The 17,225-nt window shown below is 58.8% G+C and carries 17 protein-coding genes and 1 pseudogene; 6 read left to right on the top strand and 12 right to left on the bottom strand.

Annotation, left to right across the window (positions count from 1 at the left end; translation table 11 throughout):
* Positions 1-12 precede the first annotated feature (12 nt).
* Together NW805_RS09840 and NW805_RS09835 are read right to left on the bottom strand one after the other, a co-directional pair.
* Positions 13-587: pseudogene (locus tag NW805_RS09840) on the bottom strand (IS5 family transposase); the annotation flags it as partial.
* Positions 588-685: 98 nt separating this feature from the next.
* Positions 686-2,065 (bottom strand): serine/threonine protein kinase, encoded by a 1,380-nt coding sequence (locus NW805_RS09835; RefSeq protein WP_414422385.1) that lies wholly within the window; start codon positions 2,063-2,065, stop codon positions 686-688.
* Positions 2,066-2,199: 134 nt separating this feature from the next.
* Between NW805_RS09835 and NW805_RS09830 the strand changes: the two genes are divergently transcribed.
* Together NW805_RS09830 and NW805_RS09825 are read left to right on the top strand one after the other, a co-directional pair.
* Complete coding sequence (locus NW805_RS09830) at positions 2,200-3,771, top strand: photosystem II high light acclimation radical SAM protein (protein ID WP_414422384.1); 1,572 nt, start codon at positions 2,200-2,202, stop codon at positions 3,769-3,771.
* Positions 3,772-3,900: 129 nt separating this feature from the next.
* A complete protein-coding gene (locus tag NW805_RS09825; protein ID WP_414422383.1) occupies positions 3,901-4,728 on the top strand; it encodes a DnaJ domain-containing protein in 828 nt (275 codons plus the stop codon).
* Here the strand turns inward: NW805_RS09825 and NW805_RS09820 are convergent.
* From NW805_RS09820 to NW805_RS09805, 4 genes are all read right to left on the bottom strand, one after another.
* The gene (locus tag NW805_RS09820; RefSeq protein WP_414330733.1) at positions 4,725-5,420 is read right to left on the bottom strand and encodes a chorismate pyruvate-lyase family protein; all 696 of its coding nucleotides are present in this window, start codon (positions 5,418-5,420) and stop codon (positions 4,725-4,727) included. The two genes, NW805_RS09825 and NW805_RS09820, sit on opposite strands and share 4 nt — an antisense overlap.
* A gap of 74 nt (positions 5,421-5,494) precedes the next feature.
* Positions 5,495-5,998, bottom strand: coding sequence for an AbrB family transcriptional regulator (locus NW805_RS09815; protein ID WP_414330730.1), 504 nt, complete (start codon positions 5,996-5,998; stop codon positions 5,495-5,497).
* Positions 5,995-6,444: a Fur family transcriptional regulator gene (locus NW805_RS09810; RefSeq protein ID WP_414422382.1), complete on the bottom strand. Its 450-nt coding sequence runs from the start codon at positions 6,442-6,444 to the stop codon at positions 5,995-5,997. The genes NW805_RS09815 and NW805_RS09810 overlap by 4 nt, the downstream gene beginning before the upstream one ends.
* Positions 6,445-6,473: 29 nt before the next feature.
* Positions 6,474-6,797: a DUF1825 family protein gene (locus tag NW805_RS09805; protein WP_011434128.1), complete on the bottom strand. Its 324-nt coding sequence runs from the start codon at positions 6,795-6,797 to the stop codon at positions 6,474-6,476.
* A gap of 150 nt (positions 6,798-6,947) precedes the next feature.
* On the opposite strand from NW805_RS09805, the gene cobT reads away from it, so the two are divergent.
* Positions 6,948-8,075 (top strand): nicotinate mononucleotide-dependent phosphoribosyltransferase CobT, encoded by a 1,128-nt coding sequence (gene cobT / locus NW805_RS09800; protein WP_414422381.1) that lies wholly within the window; start codon positions 6,948-6,950, stop codon positions 8,073-8,075.
* On the opposite strand, the gene clpS is transcribed toward cobT, so the two are convergent.
* From clpS to NW805_RS09785, 3 genes are all read right to left on the bottom strand, one after another.
* Entirely contained in the window at positions 8,024-8,329 is a 306-nt protein-coding gene (gene clpS, locus NW805_RS09795; RefSeq protein ID WP_011434126.1) for an ATP-dependent Clp protease adapter ClpS, read from the bottom strand. The genes cobT and clpS overlap by 52 nt on opposite strands.
* A gap of 177 nt (positions 8,330-8,506) precedes the next feature.
* Entirely contained in the window at positions 8,507-10,348 is a 1,842-nt protein-coding gene (locus tag NW805_RS09790; RefSeq protein WP_414422380.1) for a hypothetical protein, read from the bottom strand.
* 140 nt (positions 10,349-10,488) lie between these two features.
* On the bottom strand, positions 10,489-10,884 hold the full coding sequence (locus tag NW805_RS09785; protein ID WP_011434124.1) for a hypothetical protein: 396 nt from the start codon (positions 10,882-10,884) through the stop codon (positions 10,489-10,491).
* A 112-nt stretch (positions 10,885-10,996) separates the two neighbouring features.
* Here NW805_RS09785 and NW805_RS09780 point away from each other — a divergent pair, with 112 nt between their 5' ends.
* From NW805_RS09780 to NW805_RS09770, 3 genes are all read left to right on the top strand, one after another.
* The gene (locus tag NW805_RS09780) at positions 10,997-11,665 is read left to right on the top strand and encodes a RibD family protein (RefSeq protein WP_414380895.1); all 669 of its coding nucleotides are present in this window, start codon (positions 10,997-10,999) and stop codon (positions 11,663-11,665) included.
* A 619-nt stretch (positions 11,666-12,284) separates the two neighbouring features.
* Entirely contained in the window at positions 12,285-12,485 is a 201-nt protein-coding gene (locus NW805_RS09775; RefSeq protein ID WP_041436785.1) for a DUF2811 domain-containing protein, read from the top strand.
* A 138-nt stretch (positions 12,486-12,623) separates the two neighbouring features.
* Positions 12,624-13,589, top strand: coding sequence for a tetratricopeptide repeat protein (locus NW805_RS09770; RefSeq protein ID WP_414422379.1), 966 nt, complete (start codon positions 12,624-12,626; stop codon positions 13,587-13,589).
* Between the two features lie 850 nt (positions 13,590-14,439).
* On the opposite strand, the gene rpaB is transcribed toward NW805_RS09770, so the two are convergent.
* The 3 genes from rpaB to deoC form a co-directional block, all read right to left on the bottom strand.
* On the bottom strand, positions 14,440-15,180 hold the full coding sequence (gene rpaB / locus NW805_RS09765) for a response regulator transcription factor RpaB (protein WP_011434119.1): 741 nt from the start codon (positions 15,178-15,180) through the stop codon (positions 14,440-14,442).
* Between the two features lie 469 nt (positions 15,181-15,649).
* Positions 15,650-16,507, bottom strand: coding sequence for a DNA repair protein RecO (recO, locus tag NW805_RS09760; protein ID WP_414343828.1), 858 nt, complete (start codon positions 16,505-16,507; stop codon positions 15,650-15,652).
* Entirely contained in the window at positions 16,504-17,199 is a 696-nt protein-coding gene (gene deoC / locus NW805_RS09755) for a deoxyribose-phosphate aldolase (RefSeq protein WP_414380898.1), read from the bottom strand. Before deoC ends, recO begins: the two co-directional genes overlap by 4 nt.
* Between the last annotated feature and the right edge of the window lie 26 nt (positions 17,200-17,225).

The raw sequence follows: 17,225 nt of genomic DNA, 5'->3' as shown, positions 1-17,225 counted from the left end.
AGCAATTCGTGTTAAATCGTAAAAAAATCTTTTATCGACTAAATGCCTCTCCCTGTAAACGTGCCGGTCAAATCTCCCACCACCCTCCTATTCCTCTTAGAAGGAATCAGCACCCGGCCTTCCCTTGTCTATCCTCTCCCTGAATTCCTGAGAATCTTATCCCCTATCACCTTCGTATGCTCTTCTTGCCAACTCTCTGGTAATGCCTCTGCTTGGGTAATATCCTGCTTTGCCCTGCTGTGATTCTAAACACTAACGGCTTCCCCAAACCATCCACACTCACATGGATCTGAGTGCTGTATCCACCTCGACTCCTCCCCAAAGCTTGCTCCCCTTTTTTTGCGGCTGCCCAGGGGTGAGCACGAACGACAGTTGAGTCAAGGATAAGATGCTCTAAGTCAGGGTCTTTCCCAAACTCCCAAGCAACTCCAGCGATGGAATCTCTGGTGTATCATTTTCCATATCTTTTTGGGAGGTAGCGCCACGGGGATCCAGAGCGGGCTATTACAGCAGGCCTTGGATAAACTGTTTGCATCCTGCCTCTTTGCCGATGTGGATCTGGATTCTGTTTTCAGGAAAGCTATAATTTTTTGCTATTTTATTTGCTGTGATCTGCAGCAAGATAACTCATCAGACCTTACCCAAAAACTGTCCTTATCATAACTAAATGCAAAAAACCTAACGACTACACCTTTTGCCGTTCAACTGGGATCTGCAGCCAACGGCTTAGCTCCACGGCCAGCCACTCCAACTCCGGCTCCTGCAGATCTTTTAGCTCGTACTTGTGGTTGCCCGCCCAGATGTTCAACTGTGGGCTTACCTCCACTCGATCCCCATCCGAACCCCGTCGGGTATGGCGTGGGATCAGCTCTAGCCGGCCAATATCCCATCGCCGACTGGGGGGAACTCTGCGAAAGCGCAGGCCAAACACCTCGTGAGCCAGGCGAATGTATTCTGTGTCGATCTGCAGGTGGACTTTGCCGAATAGACCGTAGAGGATCCTGCCCACCATCTCCAACCCCACCGTCCAGAAGGGCAGCATGAATAGGCCAAACACCAGATTGACCGGAAAAGGCACAAGCACAGCCAACGTGATCGCGAAAAAGGTGATGGAGGAGACGATAGACAGCAACAACAAAACATCGGTTTGCCGGGCCGGGATCACCACCTGAAAGGTCTGTTCGGACTTGTGCAGTTGAATCCGGCTGCCTGCTGGCTGTCGAGTAGGGACTGCTGCTGCGTCTGAGGGAATCAAGGCGGGACGACGATCCAAATGCTCCAGCGCCTCCAGGGCCTGCCGGGCGGAAGCGGGACGATCTGCCGCCAAAGGTTCCGTCATCCACCGCAGCCAGTCGCGGAAGGGCGGGCTCAGGTGCACCGCTTGCTCGAACACAATCCGGGCTCCCTCCTGGGGCAGATCCGCCGGGTGTTGGCCGGTGAGCAGGTGGATTAGGGTGGCACCCAGGCTGTAGAGGTCGGAAGCGGGCACGGTTCTGCCGCCAAATTGCTCTAGGGGCATGTAGCCGTAGCTCCCCACCACGGTGTAGGATCCCTGCTCCCGGGGGGCAGCCGCCTGAACCGAACCAAAGTCCACCAGATACACCTGCTGGTCGGATCCCAAGAGAATGTTGCTGGGCTTGAGATCTCGGTGAATGACGGGGGGATGGAGTTCGTGCAGGTAGACGAGAATGCGCAGCAGCTTTTGCGCCAGATCCCGCACCTCCGGCTCGGCAAAGCGCCGCCCTTGCTCCATCCACTCTTGCAAAGAGGGGGCGTCGATGTAGGTTTGCACCAGGGCCAGGCCCCGTCCTCCCTCAAAGCTAACCTCGAAGTGGTCGCGGTATTGGGGAATGGCCGGATGGGAGAGGGTCTGCAGGATCTGGGCTTCCCGCTCGAACAGCTTCAGGTCGGCCCAATCGAAGTCTGGCCCGAAGAGCAGCAGCTTGATCACAACCTGCTCCGAGGTGAGCAAATCCTGGGCCAGATAGGTGTGTCTGCCGCTGCGCTTGCTCAATCGCCGCTCTGGCCGATAGCGACTGTGCCAAATTGGACGCTCTGGAGTCATACCCTCTCCTCAGGTCCGACCCTGCTGGTTGCTTCAGCTTTAGCTTATCTTTGTCCCTTTTGGATCCCTGCCGCCGCGCCCCTCAAAAACCGACTAGAGTGAGTGAAGAGATGTGAAGTAAGCTCTCAGGTTATATGGCCTCGAACCTGAAGATTCAAAAAATCCTCTATGTGCGGCTGCCCTGCAACCCCATCTTTCCCATTGGGGTGGTTTATTTGGCCGATCATGTCCACAAGCTGTTCCCCCAAGTTGAGCAGCGCATCTTCGATATGGGCACCTTTCCGCCCTTGGATTTTCGCCGCCGCATGCTGGAGCAAATCGATCAGTTTCAGCCGGATTTGCTGGTTTTCTCTTGGCGAGATATTCAAGTCTATGCGCCGGTGAACGGGCGGGCCGGCAACCTGTTGCAACACTCTTTTGAGTTTTTCTACGCCCGCAACCCCCTGAAAAAATTGCGGGGATCCCTGAATAGCCTCAGGCTGGTGCTGGCCTACTATGGCGAGATTTGGCGCAACACACGGCTGGTCTGGCAGGGGCTCCGCAGAGCCAGGCGCTACAAACCTCACGCTGAAGCGGTGTTGGGGGGTGGGGCAGTCAGCGTCTTCTACGAACAATTGGGCCGCTACCTGCCCCAAGGCACCATCATCTCGGTGGGGGAAGGAGAAACGCTGCTGGAAAAAGTCATCCAAGGGCAAAGCCTAGCCACAGAGCGCTGCTATCGGGCCAAGCTGGAGCAACCTCGCCCAGGTTTGATCCACGAGCCGCCTCAACCTCTGCAAAAAACCGCCTGTGATTACACCTACATCACCGCCATTTGGCCGGAAATTGACTACTACTTAGAAGGGGGCGACTTTTACATTGGGGTACAAACCAAGCGCGGCTGCCCCCACAACTGCTGCTACTGCATCTACACCGTCATCGAAGGCAAGCAGGTGCGCCTCAACCCTGTGGATGAGGTGATCCGAGAAATGATGCAGTTGTACGAGCGAGGAGTGCGAAACTTTTGGTTTACTGACGCCCAGTTTATCCCTGCCCGCCGCTACATTGAGGATGCGGAGGAATTGCTGCAGAAAATCCTTGATGCCGGCATGACCGATATCCGCTGGGCTGCCTATATTCGGGCCGACAACCTCACCCCAAAGCTGGCTGAGCTTATGGTGAAAACCGGCATGAGCTACTTCGAGATCGGCATCACCAGCGGATCCCAGGAGCTGGTGCGCAAAATGCGCATGGGCTATAACCTGCGCACGGTACTGGAGAGTTGCCGCTACCTCAAACAGGCAGGATTTAACGACCTGGTTTCGGTCAATTACTCCTTTAATGTTATCGACGAGCGACCGGAAACCATTCGGCAAACAGTACGGTACCATCGCGAGCTGGAAGCCATCTTTGGTCGCGACAAAGTTGAGCCGGCCATCTTCTTCATCGGCCTGCAACCCCACACTCATCTAGAAGATTTTGCTCGCAAAATCGGTGTTATCGACGACCGCTTTAACCCCATGCACATGACTCCTTGGACGGCGCGCAAACTGCTCTGGAACCCAGAACCCCTGGGATCCTTTTTTGGGGAAGTGTGTCTGGAAGCCTGGGATCGCAACCCCCATGATTTTGGCCGCGAGGTGATGGATATCCTGGAGCGTCGTCTTGGCCTGGCAGAGTTGGAAGAAGCCCTGAGCGCGCCTCTAACAGGGGTTTACGTGTCTTAGCTCTTGGGCCAGCAGCCTCGCTGAACCGGGCAGGATATGCTGGTCCGAAAGGAGGGATCCCTGTTGGGGTAAGGTGGCTGGCCTTCGAAGGCAGCCGGTTCTCCCTCTGTTCTGCAACCAACTGCTCCCATGCCTACTCTGCCTGCTTCCCCCACCTACTACCAACAGCTGGGGCTTTCTCCCCAAGCCAGCCTGGAGGAGATCAAAGCTGCCTACCGCCAGCGGGCACGCGAACTGCACCCGGATCGGTTGCCTGCCGATATCCCCGCAGGGTTGCGGCAGTTGGCCCAGCGGGAGTTCCTCCAGCTACAACACGCCTACCGAGTTCTCAGCGATAGCCAGCAGCGTCGGGCTTACGATCTCAGCCTCATGTCCAAACCCTTGCCTCCTCATGCGCCGGTGCAGGTGGTGCTTGAGCCGACTGCGACCTCTGTCAGTTGGCTCGCCCTCTTGAGTGCTGGACTGATAGGGGCTGCTCTGTGTTTGGCGGGCTTGGCCCTTTGGAATGCCCTCAACCCGGCCCAAGACTTGGACGCAGCCGGCAGAGTGGCCCTCCAGGCTCCTGCCAACCCGGATCCCTCTCCCTCGCCCAGGCCAGACTCCGGATGGGATGGGGATCTGCCCGCAACCTCTTCAGAGACGATGACCTCGGCCCCGGCTAGTCTTTCTGAAGCCACCTCTCCACCTTCTTCTGAGCAGATTGACCGCTTTGCCCGCACCCTCCTGGCGGTGCAACCTCTTCTGGAGAGCACCCAAAATCGCCTCCAACAGGCCAACAGCAGCGAGGAACGTCGGCAAATCGAACAACAGTTTGAGGCTGCTGCTGCCGAGATCATCGTCGCCCATCAACTGACCCCAGAGGACTATCAGCGCATCTCCGCCAGTGCCCAATCAGATCCGCAGGTGGCCGCCGCCATCACCGCAGCCGTGCGCCGTTGGAGGTCTCCGTCGCGCTAGCGGGACAGGGCCCTTGCGGCCAGCCGTGGAGAAAACACCTCGTAGATGACGGTCAAAGGCTGGCCCCTGTGCAACAAAAGATAATGCCTAGCCCAGAAGGGACCGGGACACTGCAGCAGCCGGGCAACCGGGTCTGCCTCGCCGTGGTAAAGGCCGCGCAGCTCGCGAAAGGTCTCCAGTTTTTCTTGGATCAGATTTTGGCCAATGGGCCGATCGGGATGGGGCAAGTATTGAACCAGATGTTCGGAGTTCCACCAAGAGGTGGCATAGAGCAAGGGCTGTTGAGAGGTTACTCCGCACAGCCAAACCCGCCGCCGCATCAAAGGGGATCCCAGCCGCCCCAAATCTCTGGCCAGCTGCTGCATGGACTTGGGGGCAGTGCCCTGCTCTGCCTGTAAATCAACCCGGCCCGTGTCCAGCAGATGAGCCTGAATCGGCTCTTGGATCAAGGCAGCAAGATTACGGGTGGTAAAGCCATCCCCCAAAAGCAGCAAGCGCAGCACGGGATCCACCTGCACCAGCTCAGGCTGTACCGGGTCTGGCTCCCCCTGCCAATGCAGCTGTAGAGGCCACCAATCGCCTTGGCCAGAGGAGACATTGCCCAAAGAGCCATCTGCAGAACGGAGAGCAGCGCTCCAAGGGGATCCGGCAGCGTCGGCATGGCAGGTGAGGGGAGAAGGGGAAAGTTCCAAGGCAGCGGTTCAGTTGTTAAGTTCTGTATCGCCCTTAGTCTAACCCACCCACCATCTCTGCTCTGAGGAGTTTCCTAGCTCGTGCCCGGCTGAACCAACAGCCGCACCACCCAGGGGACGACCACGACGACACTGATCAGGCGTGCCAAGTGCATGACCACCACTGTGCTGGTTTGGGCTCCCATATCCAGGGCTATCAAGCTCATGTCGGAAATGCCCCCCGGAGCTGTGCCCAAGATGGCGGTTAAGCGCTCGATCCCCAGCCAACGGGAGATCAGGTACCCCGACAAGACCCCCGTGCCCACCGCAATCACTGTACAGAGCAGGGCTGGTCGCCACAGATCTTTCAGGGCCAGAAGCGTATCGGCAGTGAGCTTAGTACCCAAAAGAATGCCCAACACCACCTGCATGGCAAAACGGATCCCGGCTGGGGGAGCGGGAATTGGGATCGCCCCCCAGACATTCACCAAACCCACCGCCACCATGGAGCCCACCAGTGCTCCCGCCGGAAGCCTCAGCTTGACCCCGATCAGGGCGCCAGCCAGCCCGATCAACACCGTCCAGAGATAGCTCATCATTTGGGCTTAGCTTTGAGAAAAGAGGAACGCCGTGAGTCCGGGCTTGGCCCAACCCCTCTACGGCACTGGGCACAGACGCCGTAGAAGTCAAGCACATGGTACTCGATCGCAAATTGGTATCGGCTGGAAAGCTGTGCCTCCAAATCTTCCACCGGACAATCGGGCAAAGGCACCACCCGCCGACATTCGGTGCAGATCAGGTGGTGGCGGTTGTGGCCATTGCTGGGCAGAACCTGGTAGTAGGTCTGCTGGTCTCCCAAGTTGACCGCTTGCAGCTTGCCCTCATTGCGCAGAGCATCCAAAACTCGATAAACCGTGGCCAGACCGACGGTGTGGTTGGCATTGCGCAACTCCAGAAAGATCTCTTGCGCCGAAAGGGGCTGCGACTGCTGCTCTAGCACCTCCAGAATCAATTTCTGGTTGCGGGTCTGGCGGGAAGAAGACATGATCCCTTCGTGTAGGTCGTTCTTGGGGGTCAACGCTCAGCGTCTGCCTCAGCTTTCATGCGCTCTAGGGTCTGGTGCATCTGGTCAAACATTTGGGTCAGGGAGAGCCCAAACCCCCCAAGCTGAGTTTGCAGTTGTTTGATGGTCATTTGAGCCATAAAGTCGTCGGAGAGTTCCAGCCGCTTCATGAAAATGCGCTGGCGCTCCAGCAACTCCTCCATCTGTTCGATGAAGATTTTTTTGCCTTCCCGGTCGAATTGGCCGTACCGTTGACCAAGCTGCATCAGGTTTTGGAAATCCTGAAACAGTTGCTTGGCTTCCTCTTGGACGATCTCAGAGTCGAAGAAGCTCATGGCCTTCCGTTTGCCCTGAATAAACTGCATTGGGTATACCTATCCTATCCGAATCCGATTGCCTCAGCAGGAGGCAACCCCTCCTGCGAGTACGGGATCCCGCCCTTCTGGCTCAGGATAGACTCTGGCTTGTTTGCCTCGGTGTCCGGTATGCTTCCGTTTCCTTGCGTTAAGGCTTACACTCAGCCGGCTGTGGCCCGGCGGTGGTGCGAACGGGTGCAGGGATCCCGACCTCTGTTTCTGGCCTGCTTGGGGTTTACCGAAACGGCTCTTGTTCCGGGCATTTCGGCTGCCGGCGCTACCCCCTCCTTGCGTCGCTACACAGCTCTTGCCGATGGGGAAGTGTTGCTGGCGGGCCATTCTCACCGCTTGCCCACCTCTCCGGATGGCTATCCTTCCCCAGTGGTGATCAGCTGCGCCATCCTGAGGGAGTTGGGGATCCCGTGCCGAGTGTTCGATTGTGGCTTGCCGGAACCTTTGCCGGGGGCAGAAACGGTGAGCTCTGGGGGAGTGGCCCGCTGCTTGAGCACAGGACAGGCTCTGTCTTTGGAGCAGGTGGGATCCCTTTGGCAAGAAGGGTACGACCGCGGATCCCGGCTGGAGCAAGGCTACTGTGTGATTGGGGAGTGTGTGGCAGGGGGCACCACCACGGCGCTGGCGGTGTTGTTGGGACTGGGGTGGGCAGCAGAGGGCATGGTAAACAGCAGCCACCCGGTCTGCAACCACGCCCAAAAGCTGGCCTTGGCCCGGCAGGGATTGGCCCGTCTGCCAAGGGGAGCTTCTGCTGCTGAGGTGGTGGCGGCAGTGGGGGATCCCATGCAGCCCTTTGTGGCCGGGTTGGCGATGGGCGCAGCGCAACGGGGAGCGGTGCTGCTGGCAGGGGGAACCCAAATGTTGGCGGTGCTGGCCTTGATGCAGCGCTGGGGGGAAGAGCAGGGGATCCCTTGGCCCCCAGAGAACGTGGTTGTGGGAACCACCCGCTGGGTGGCAGAGGATCCCTCGGGCAATACGGTGGCCTTGGCAGAGTTGTTGGGGGTTGCTCCCCTTTTGGCCACCCAACTGAGCTTTGCCAATAGCCGCTATCTGCCTCTACAGGCTTACGAGCGGGGCTATGTCAAGGAAGGGGTGGGGGCGGGTGGGCTGGCCATTGCCAGCAGCCTTTACGCCGGTTGGGGCCAAGCGGAGCTGTTGGCAGCAGTTGAGCGCAGCTACGAACGCCTGGTGCTTCAGGCCGGCTCCAAGGGGGCCATGGTCAACCCCTCCCGCAGCAATTGCTGATGGTAGAGCTCCGCCTGTTCTTGAGGGCCGACCCAAACAACTGCTTGCCCTTCGGCATCCACCTGCACGGTCAGTTGCCGCGCTAGGGGCAAAGTCATGCCGGGGATGTATTTCAGCAGACATTCCGTAACGTGCTGAAAGGTATTGAAATCGTCATCCAAGACGATCACCTTGAAGTGGGGGTAGGGCTGGCGAACCTGGGTTCTCGAGGGCGAGAACTGCTGAGCAGGTCGAGTTGGAGCTTCCGTAGTCATAGCAGAAGAGATCGACACAACTACCGAGTAACTTGGGTCTCTCAGGGGTGAGAAACCGGTCGCTTCTGATGATCTATCTCTATCCAGTTTCTAGTCTAATTGGCATCTTGTTGGCAGCTTGTGTCTGTATTCGGATCCCTTGTCGGTCGTTGGCGTCAGCGATAGAGCATGGTTCCTCTAAAGCTCTTCCCGCAGCGGGCGGCGGGGCTTTTGCCCGCCGAAGTGGCGCTCGAAATACAGGGCAGTGGCCCGGCGTAGAATCCCGGCTTGGGCAAGGGCCTGACACAGGGATCCCCCTGGCGGCAGGTGCTTCTGGATCTGTTCGATTTGGGTGGCACTGACCAATCCAGAAGCCTTGAGGTAGTCGGCCACGTGGCGTCCCCCTGCCAGTTGAACAGAGTAGCCCCCTTCGCTGAAAAATTTGACGGTCTCCGGCTTGAGGCCGCTGTGGTGGGCCAGCACATCCGTGAAGGTGCCCCCTTCCTTTTCCCAAGCGTGAATGACGGTTTCGATGCCGGCATTGTCGATTAGGCCAGCCGCCCGCAATTGGGTCAATACCCGCTGTACCCAGGGGGTAGCCCGCTGTAGAGCTTCCAAGTCCTCTTCCCCCAAATATTGCTGCGGGGGCAATTCGCTTTCTGGGGCACTCAGCTCGGCTGCCCAGTCGGCTACGGTCAGGGTCTTGAGATCCTCTGCCTCTGGCCGGGCTTTCTCCGAAGCTGGGGTCGGTGCAGCTGCAGGTGGGGAAGTTCGCCGGGCTTCGGCTAGCGCTGCAGCTAGGGCACGGTTTTCCACTTGAGCCGCCTGCAGTTGGGCCTGGAGCTGGCTCACTTGGGCTTGGGCTTGCTGCAAGCGATCTTGAGTTTCTCGCAGTTGGGCTTGGGTTTCTTGGAGCTGCACTTGCAGGCGGTGGGTGGCCTCGGCAGCTTCTTGGCGAACGTGGGCTAGGTCGGCAGTTAAGCGCTGTTTCGTGGACTGGGCCAGTTGGAGTTGATGTTGGTGCTCCTGCAGCGACTGGTTCAGGGCGGCCACTTGGGCTTCCATTTGCTGCAGAGCATGACGCAGGTGGGCCTGCTCTTGGAGCTGCTGTGCCTGAGCCTGCTGTATCTTCTGCTGCTCCTGCAGTTGGGATCCCAGCTCTTGCAGCTGGTGTTTGGCCTGAGATTGCCATTCTGTCAACTCGTGGCAGCGGCGCCGCAGGGGCTCCAGCTCTGCTTGGGCGGCTTGCAATTGCGCGGATCCCTGAGTTTGCTGGGCTTGGAGTTGCTCCTCCAGTTCCCGAATGCGCTGCTGGGCAGCCTTTTGTTGTTCTGTCTCCTGTTGAATTTGGGCTTCCAATTGGGCAATGCGCTGCTGCTGTTCCTGCTGGCGGGCTTGATGGTCGGCAACCTGCTGCAGCGATTGTTCGACCAGGAGCTGTTGCTGCTGCCGCTGCTGCTCCAGTTGCGCTTCTAAGATGGCAATTTGCTCTTGGTAGCGCTCCAGCTGGGCTTTGTATTGCTGGGTAACTCTGTAGGTCTCTTGGGCTACCTGTAGAGGGGAGACATAAAGAGGGGGCTGATCGGGAATGGTGGACCACTGCTCCACCATCACTTCCCAACTGTTGGCAGCTCCTTTCTGGCGCCGCAGCCGCTGTTGCTTGTCCAAGGCCCATTCCAACCAGTGGGGTTGCACCCAGCCCTGCTGCACCAAGATCTCCCCCAGCTTGCGCTCCGGGTGCTGCCGCTGCTGAATCAGGGCCTGATGGATGTGCTCCAGCTCCAGATACCCATGCAGCACCAAGATCTCGCCGATGCGCACCAATTCGACCGGAATCAATGGGTAGAGATCTCGGGGGGCAACCCAGCCGTGCTGCATACACAGCTCCCCCAACATCAAGGGGTTGTCGGCCTTTTCCCACATGGCCTGAGCCAGTTGGGCGGGGGTGAGCAGTCCTGCTCGGTTGAGGGCTTCTCCCAAGCGGATCTCAAACTTTTCCTGCTCGATGGCGGTTGGGGTGGGGCTGGTCGGCGGATTCATTGGGCCTCTCGGACGGGAAGAGTAAGTTCTGCTACAACTATCGTAGTGGAAAATCTTTAGAGAAGTAGCATGCTGCAACCGAAACGCATTTTGTCAAGCCGAGGATCCACGGATTTTGCCGGAAGGTCGCTTTTTAAGTCCTAAGAGGGGCGCTGTTCTTGGCTTTGGGCAAACTGTTGCAGCCGCCGCAGCATCAGCAATTGTCCCAAGCCCAAGGGTAGGAGAGAGACGGCCTCTACCCGCAACTGCACCCAGCCGTTCCCCCACAGCCAGTCACAGTAGCCATCGGCTCCTCCCCACATCAGCAGGCGCAGCCGTTCCGGCAGCAGGGTTTCCACCTGGTGCATGATCGAGAGGGGGCCCCATTGGGCCGCAAAGGTGCTGCCCAGCTCCAGCCTTTCGGGAAGGGATCCCTGCAGTTGCTGGGGCCAGATCCACTGCTGCAACAACCCCACTTCTGTCAGACAGCGCTGCATCGTCGATGCACTGGCCTCGACTTCAACCCGGATGGTGGAGGATTGAAATGTCCCTAGCATATCCATTCCGCGTGGGCGCTCTGGTGACCGGTGCCACGGTTCCCCCGGCGATGCCTGACTCTATTCTGGTCAATTTGTAGGGTTTGCCCACCCTTTCTCAGCAATCTTGTCTTTGAATCGTCCCCATTTGGTAGCTATCTTTGCCCAGAGCTTGGATGGAAAGATCGCAGCCCATCGAGCGCAGAGGCCCTCCTTCAGCAGCCCTGAGGACTATCGGCACTTGGAAACCCAAGCTGCCCAGCAACAGGCTTTGATCATGGGGGCCGCCACTCTGCGGGCCTACGGCACCAGTCTGCGTATTCGGGATCCCGAGTTGATCCAACGCAGAACTGCTCAGGGCCTATCCCCCCAGCCTCTGACGATCATCTGCTCTGGCAGCGGAGATATTCCTGAGGATTTGCCGTTTTTTCGCCAGCCCCTCACCCGTTGGCTGTGGACAACTCCCAAGGGATCCCGGATTTGGCGGAACCGAACCGGCTTTGAGGACATCTGGGTGGCTGCCGATTGGGATCTGCCGGCACGGCTGGCCCGCCTGCGCAGCTTGGGCATTGAACGGGTGGGGTTGTTGGGCGGGGGGCGGCTTTTGGGGGCATTTCTCCAGGCAGGGGCCTTGGATGAGCTGTGGGTTACCCTCGCTCCGGTGCTGCTGAGTGGATATGCCGATGCGCCTGCCAGCATTGAGGGTTGGCAAGTGCAGGGATCCCCGCCCCAGTTGGAGCTGCTGGAATGCCGCCGTGGCTCCAAGGAGCTGTTTTTGCGCTACCGAGTCGAGTGGCCCTGAGCAATGCTCTATACAAACACAAAAATTTTTGGACAAATTCAGATTTCCCAGAAATCCACAGGTTTTCCCCAGGCTTTCCACAGGCGGGCGGGCCGTTTTCCACAGGGCTTTTTCCTCGGGGGGCGGCATCGGGGGTTTCTGTGGAAAAGTTGAGGTCGGTAAGGTTCAGGCGACTACACCCTGAGAAACGTAACGGGATCGCGCCATTTTTTCCGATCCCATCAAGGCCAATGGCAGGCTTTTGTCCGGTTGGATCCCTGGCTTGGGATTGACATCCCCCATAGGGCAGAGGGCAGAATAGCCCCACCTGAGGGCGAGTGGTGTGGAGATTTTCCCGAGCGCTCTCCTTAGAAAGAAAAGACTTCATCTGTTCTACGGCCCACGACAGGCTTAGGAACAGTTGTGAATGCCCTCCCTCCCATCCGCCGGGATAGGGGCAAGCTATGAACCTATATCGCTTGCTTTTCTTCTTGCGGGCCTGCTGAGGCCCCTAGCCTACCTAGGTTGGGTTTTGGTGTTGCGGGCTCGCTCTGTTCGGGCTGCCCAAGTTCTGGCTGTGGCCGCAGGTTTTGCGGGATGCCGTTTTCTCCCCTCTTGACCCCGAGTGAGTGGTTGGACTATGAGTTCTCACAGCGTTAGCATTTTGAGTGAAATTCCCGAGGAGCTGCATGACACCCTCCAAAACTACCTCTCCCGCCATCCCGACTGGGATCAGGATCGGGTGGTGACGGCAGCGCTCTCGTTATTCCTGCTCCAAAGCGGGGAGAGCGACCGGCGGGCGGCACGCATCTACTTGGACAGCCTGTTTCGCCGCAACTGAGCCCCAAGGATGGCCCGTGAAAACCGGGGCAGTGGGAACCTTTTGTTAGCCTGGGTAGGGATCCTGTCCCACCGCTGTCATTTGGACACTGGGGGGAGGGGGCTAAGAAGTGAAAGGGATCTCAAAAGAGGCAAAGACGTGCCACGGGGCTTTGGGCGAGGAAAAGACAACCGGCAAGCGGCTGAGTCACAGGATCCAGAGCGGGGATCCGAGATCCCATCCTCTTCGCAGGCGGCTCTGACGTGGGTTCAACGCTACCGACAGGCGGGGGATCTGAAGACTGCTCTGCACCTCTGCCGGCAGCTTACCCGCACCCAGCCGCGTTTGTTCGCTGCTCAGGCGTTGCTGGGATCCCTTTATCTCCAGATGGGGGATCCCCGCCAAGCTTTGACCCCCTTGCAACTGGCTCTGCACCTGCGGGGGGATTGGGTGCCGGCCTGGCAGGATCTGGGCGATGCCTGGATGCAGCTTGGCAACCCAGAGGAAGCGGCGCGAGCCTACGAACAGGGCCTGGCCTTTGCCCCCGGTGATGGGCAATTGCTTTTCCGATTGGGCAGTTGTTGGCTCACCCTGGGGAAATTGGCCCAGGCAATTGAGGTGTTGCAACAGGCAGCAGCAGCCCAGCCTCCCCAGGTCTATGCCTTGGCAGCTTTGGGGAATGCCCTGATGCTCGATGGCCAAGCTGGGGAAGCCGAAAGCTGGTTTCGCCAAGCTCTTGCCCTCGCACCCCAGGAGGGGCGAATTCTCGTTAACCTCGGCCATTGCCTGCACCTGCAAGATCGCTTGGAGGAGGCCGCCGATTGTCTGCAACGGGCCATCTTGCTGCTGCCGAGGGACGCCCAGCCTCACAACAACCTGGGCACCATCCTGCAAGAACAAAACCGGTTGGAAGCGGGGCTATTGAGGCTTATCGGCGCGGCTTACAACTGGCCCCCCACTGGCCGGAGATCCACTACAACCTGGGCACGGCTTTGCTTACCCTGGGCCGCTACGAGGAGGGGTGGCGGGAATACGAATGGCGGCTGCAGCGACAAGAGGCGGCCTACCCGCGCTTTCTTTCGCCTCTGTGGACGGGATCCCCTCTGGGCCGCCAGACCCTGCTGATCTACGCCGAACAAGGGTTGGGGGACACGCTTCAGTTTGTGCGCTACCTGCCGCTGCTGGCCGAGGCCCATCCCCAAGCCCAAATCTGCCTTCGCTGCCAGGAATCCCTCGTGGAGCTGTTCAGAGGGTGCCTGCCCCAGGTGCAGGTGATCTCGGAAACGGATCCCTTGCCCTCTTTCGATTGCCATCTGCCCTTGCTCAGCTTGCCGCAGCGGTTGGGCACCACTCTGGAGACGATCCCGGCCCGCATCCCCTATCTTGTCTATCCCGTTCATGCCGGCGGGCCGCAGATCCCTTTGAGCCTCTCCTGGCGGGAAGACTGGCCGGAGCTTTCCCAGGAGCGGATGAAGGTGGGGCTGGTGTGGGCCAGCGGTCGGCGTGCCCATCCTGAGCTCAACCGCGTACAAAGGCTGAAAAGTTGCCCTCTGAATCTGTTGCTCCAACACTTGCATGGGCCTTCCATCCAGTGGGTTAGCCTGCAGGTGGGGGAAGATCTGTCCGCGCCACTCGGACAGAGTCCTCACCCGCTGGGATCCCTATTGGAGCAGCACCAAGTGTTGGAGCTGGGATCCCGTTTCCGCAGTTTTGTCGATACAGCCGCAGCCGTTGCCCAGTTGGATCTGGTGATCAGCGTTGATACAGCCGTTGCTCATTTGGCCGGGGCGATGGGCAAGCCGGTATGGGTGCTGCTCCCCTTTGCCGCCGATTGGCGCTGGCTGCTCCATCGAGAAGATAGCCCCTGGTACCCCGGGGTAATGCGACTGTTTCGACAAGACACACCGGGAGACTGGGTTGGCGTGTTGAGGCGGGTGCAGGCCGCTCTTGAAGAGAGGTTGCGAGGGATCCCCTCTCAAGACCGTGCCTGTTCCTCTCCCTGAACGATGCGCTGAAACAGATAGCCGGTGCCTCGGGCCGTCAGGATCAGCTCTGGGTTGCTGGGGTCATCCTCCAGCTTGGCCCGCAGCCGCGAAATGTGGACATCCACCACCCGCGTATCCACATGGCGCTCCGGCGTGTAGCCCCACACCTCTTGCAAAATCTCGGAACGAGAAAAAGGCTCCCCCGACCGACTGACCAACAACTCCAGCAGACTGAACTCCATCCCCGTCAGGCGAATGCGCTCGTCCCGTTTGTAGACCTGCCGCTTGTTGGTATCGATGCGGATGTCCCCCACTTGAATCACCCCGGAACTGGGGATCCCATCGTGGGCCGACCGCGCCACCCGGCGCAACACCGACCGAATGCGAGCTTCCAGCTCCTTGGGCGAAAAGGGCTTGACCACATAGTCGTCTGCCCCCAGCTCCAGCCCTGTGATACGGTCGGCTACATCTCCCAGCGCCGTCAGCATGATGATGGGGATGTCCGATTCTTTGCGCAGCTCCTGGCAAACCCCATAGCCATCCAGCTTCGGCATCATCACATCCAGCACCACCAGGTCGGGATCCTGCTTGTGGAAAACCTCCAGCGCCTCCTCGCCGTCCGAAGCTGTGACCACGTCGTATCCAATCATGGACAGACGGGTTTCCAAGATGCGTCGAATGCTGGCCTCATCATCGACCACCAGAATCCGTTCCTTACGCTGTGCTTCCACGGTGCTGCAACTCCTGAACTTCTAACGGTACTCGGTAAAAGAGAGATCTGAATCTGAAAAAGAACTGAGGTGGGCGCTAACTTGAGTTGGGCGGATACAGGAACCTCAGGGGCTGCTCCTCAGTTGGGCAGACTCACCGAGTGAAATTGAACACTCACAAGCAATCATCTGCAATTAACCAAAGCCGCACCCCAGGGATGCAGCTCCGGGAAACAAGCACCAAGCAGAAGGCCCTCTCAGCAGTGGATTCAATCTTGTTAAAAGCTCCAACTTCAATCCCACCTGATGATGCTGTCCAGTACCTGGTGCAAGGCACTCCTCCCCCCAAACCATTGCTCAAACCTGAGAGGCCTTCGTAAGAAGTTACTTTCCATAACCTAATTTATCATCCAAAATCGGCTGCCAACCCGCCTCGATGCTCTATTTTGCGGCTATTGGGCCGGACTTGATACATACCTTCACAACTTTTTCAGACCGATGCCCATTTTTCGGGATGTCCCTCAGGAAAAGCTGGGGATCCCTGGCCGTTTGCGGTGGGAACAGCGTAGCAACTGGCCAATAGCTCGGCGGAACGGATTTCTCGATCTGTATGATGCTCCAAAACACGCCGCAACAGACGTTCTGCCTCCAGCCAAGCAGCCAAAGGCAGCGAATCCTCAGGCAGAGGCAATGTCGAGTTGGGCAGGGATCCCAAGGCACGCAAGGCAGAGGCTGAGACCCAGGCAATCGGGCTGGGCCGCTGGGCCACCCGGCAGGGATCACAGATCAAGCCACCCCATTGGGGGCTGAAAAAAACGCTGCCGACCAACCCCCCTTGACAGAAGTAGCAGGCTTGTACCTGAGGGGCAAACCCTGCCAACGCCAGGAGGTGATACAACCCATGGGTGAGCAAGGGCAGAACGGCCTGTTCCGAAGCAGCCCGCTCGATGCGTTCCAAGTGTTCGACCAACACCACAAACAGCTCTTCCTGGGCTTGATCGGGCAAGGCCAACAGCAAGGCCACCTCCGCCAAATACTGCGCTGCTGTGAGATGGGCTAAGCTGCGGCTGAGACGAGGAAAAGTCTGGAGGGTTTCCGCTTGGACAATGCGCTGTAAACGCTGGGAGGTATCTGCTTGGGCAGACCAGCGCCCCCGCACCATCAGCAAATCGTTGATGACAAAAGGCTCCATCCGCCCGCCCAGCTTGGAAGGCTGCTTACGGGATCCCTTGGCCACCGCCCGGATCAACCCTTGCTCGCGAGTCAAGATGGTAACAATCCGATCCGACTCTCCCAGGGGGATCCCTTTCAGGTTGATGCCCGTAACCCGATAGGTGCGCCCACTCATGGGGTTCCTCTGGCTTTCAGCTCTTGCATCAGCTCCAGCCCCCAAGAGGTGCCGATACGGCTGGCCCCCGCCTGGATCATGGCCTCTGCTTGAGCCACCGTGCGAATGCCGCCCGACGCTTTCACCCCCACTTTGCCGCGGCTGAGTTGCCACAACAGTTGCACATCTGCCAGCGTCGCCCCCCCCATCCAGCCAGTGGAGGTCATCAAAAAAGCCGCCCCCGCATCGATACAAATCTCCCCGGCCAGCTTTTTCTCCTCCTCGGTCAGCAGAGCCGTTTCCAAAATGGCCTTGACGCAAACCCCCGTTTCTTCCACCAGTTGGGCAATCTCGGCATGGAGGCGATCCAGCTCTCCCGCCTTGAGCCAAGCCAAGTTGATGCGGACATCCAGCTCCCGGCACCCCTGCTCCACCGCTAGTTGGGCCTCGTAAAGCTTGGCCTCTGCAGTGGTTGTGCCCAGGGGAAACCCCACCACCGTGCTCACCTTGACCGGGGATCCGTGCAGCCGCTCCACCACCCGCGGCACGTAGCAAGGAGGAACACAAAAAGTGGGGAAGCCATAGCGCAAGGCAATCTCACACCCCTGGTCAATCTGTTCTGGAGTAACCATCGGCAACAGCAGAGTATGGTCGATGTACTCCGCCAAATTGAGCGAGCTATCCGCTATGCCCTTGCGCTCCAGAGAGAGCATTGGTCGATCCCCCAGCACCCATCTTT

The sequence above is a fragment of the Synechococcus sp. W60.1 genome (assembly GCF_047461575.1).
Classification (GTDB): domain Bacteria; phylum Cyanobacteriota; class Cyanobacteriia; order Thermostichales; family Thermostichaceae; genus Thermostichus.
This window is presented reverse-complemented; position numbering and strand designations above follow the sequence as displayed.

What these genes read in the sequence shown, in the direction of transcription:
- NW805_RS09775 (WP_041436785.1), top strand. Translation starts at nt 12,285, where the DNA reads ATGAGTTCTCACAGCGTTAGCATTTTGAGTGAAATTCCCGAGGAGCTG.
- NW805_RS09810 (WP_414422382.1), bottom strand. Translation starts at nt 6,444, where the DNA reads ATGTCTTCTTCCCGCCAGACCCGCAACCAGAAATTGATTCTGGAGGTG.
- clpS (WP_011434126.1), bottom strand. Translation starts at nt 8,329, where the DNA reads ATGACTACGGAAGCTCCAACTCGACCTGCTCAGCAGTTCTCGCCCTCG.
- cobT (WP_414422381.1), top strand. Translation starts at nt 6,948, where the DNA reads ATGCTTCCGTTTCCTTGCGTTAAGGCTTACACTCAGCCGGCTGTGGCC.
- NW805_RS09805 (WP_011434128.1), bottom strand. Translation starts at nt 6,797, where the DNA reads ATGAGCTTCTTCGACTCTGAGATCGTCCAAGAGGAAGCCAAGCAACTG.
- NW805_RS09815 (WP_414330730.1), bottom strand. Translation starts at nt 5,998, where the DNA reads ATGATGAGCTATCTCTGGACGGTGTTGATCGGGCTGGCTGGCGCCCTG.
- recO (WP_414343828.1), bottom strand. Translation starts at nt 16,507, where the DNA reads ATGAGTGGGCGCACCTATCGGGTTACGGGCATCAACCTGAAAGGGATC.
- NW805_RS09825 (WP_414422383.1), top strand. Translation starts at nt 3,901, where the DNA reads ATGCCTACTCTGCCTGCTTCCCCCACCTACTACCAACAGCTGGGGCTT.
- NW805_RS09830 (WP_414422384.1), top strand. Translation starts at nt 2,200, where the DNA reads ATGGCCTCGAACCTGAAGATTCAAAAAATCCTCTATGTGCGGCTGCCC.
- deoC (WP_414380898.1), bottom strand. Translation starts at nt 17,199, where the DNA reads ATGCTCTCTCTGGAGCGCAAGGGCATAGCGGATAGCTCGCTCAATTTG.
- NW805_RS09835 (WP_414422385.1), bottom strand. Translation starts at nt 2,065, where the DNA reads ATGACTCCAGAGCGTCCAATTTGGCACAGTCGCTATCGGCCAGAGCGG.
- NW805_RS09785 (WP_011434124.1), bottom strand. Translation starts at nt 10,884, where the DNA reads ATGCTAGGGACATTTCAATCCTCCACCATCCGGGTTGAAGTCGAGGCC.
- NW805_RS09790 (WP_414422380.1), bottom strand. Translation starts at nt 10,348, where the DNA reads ATGAATCCGCCGACCAGCCCCACCCCAACCGCCATCGAGCAGGAAAAG.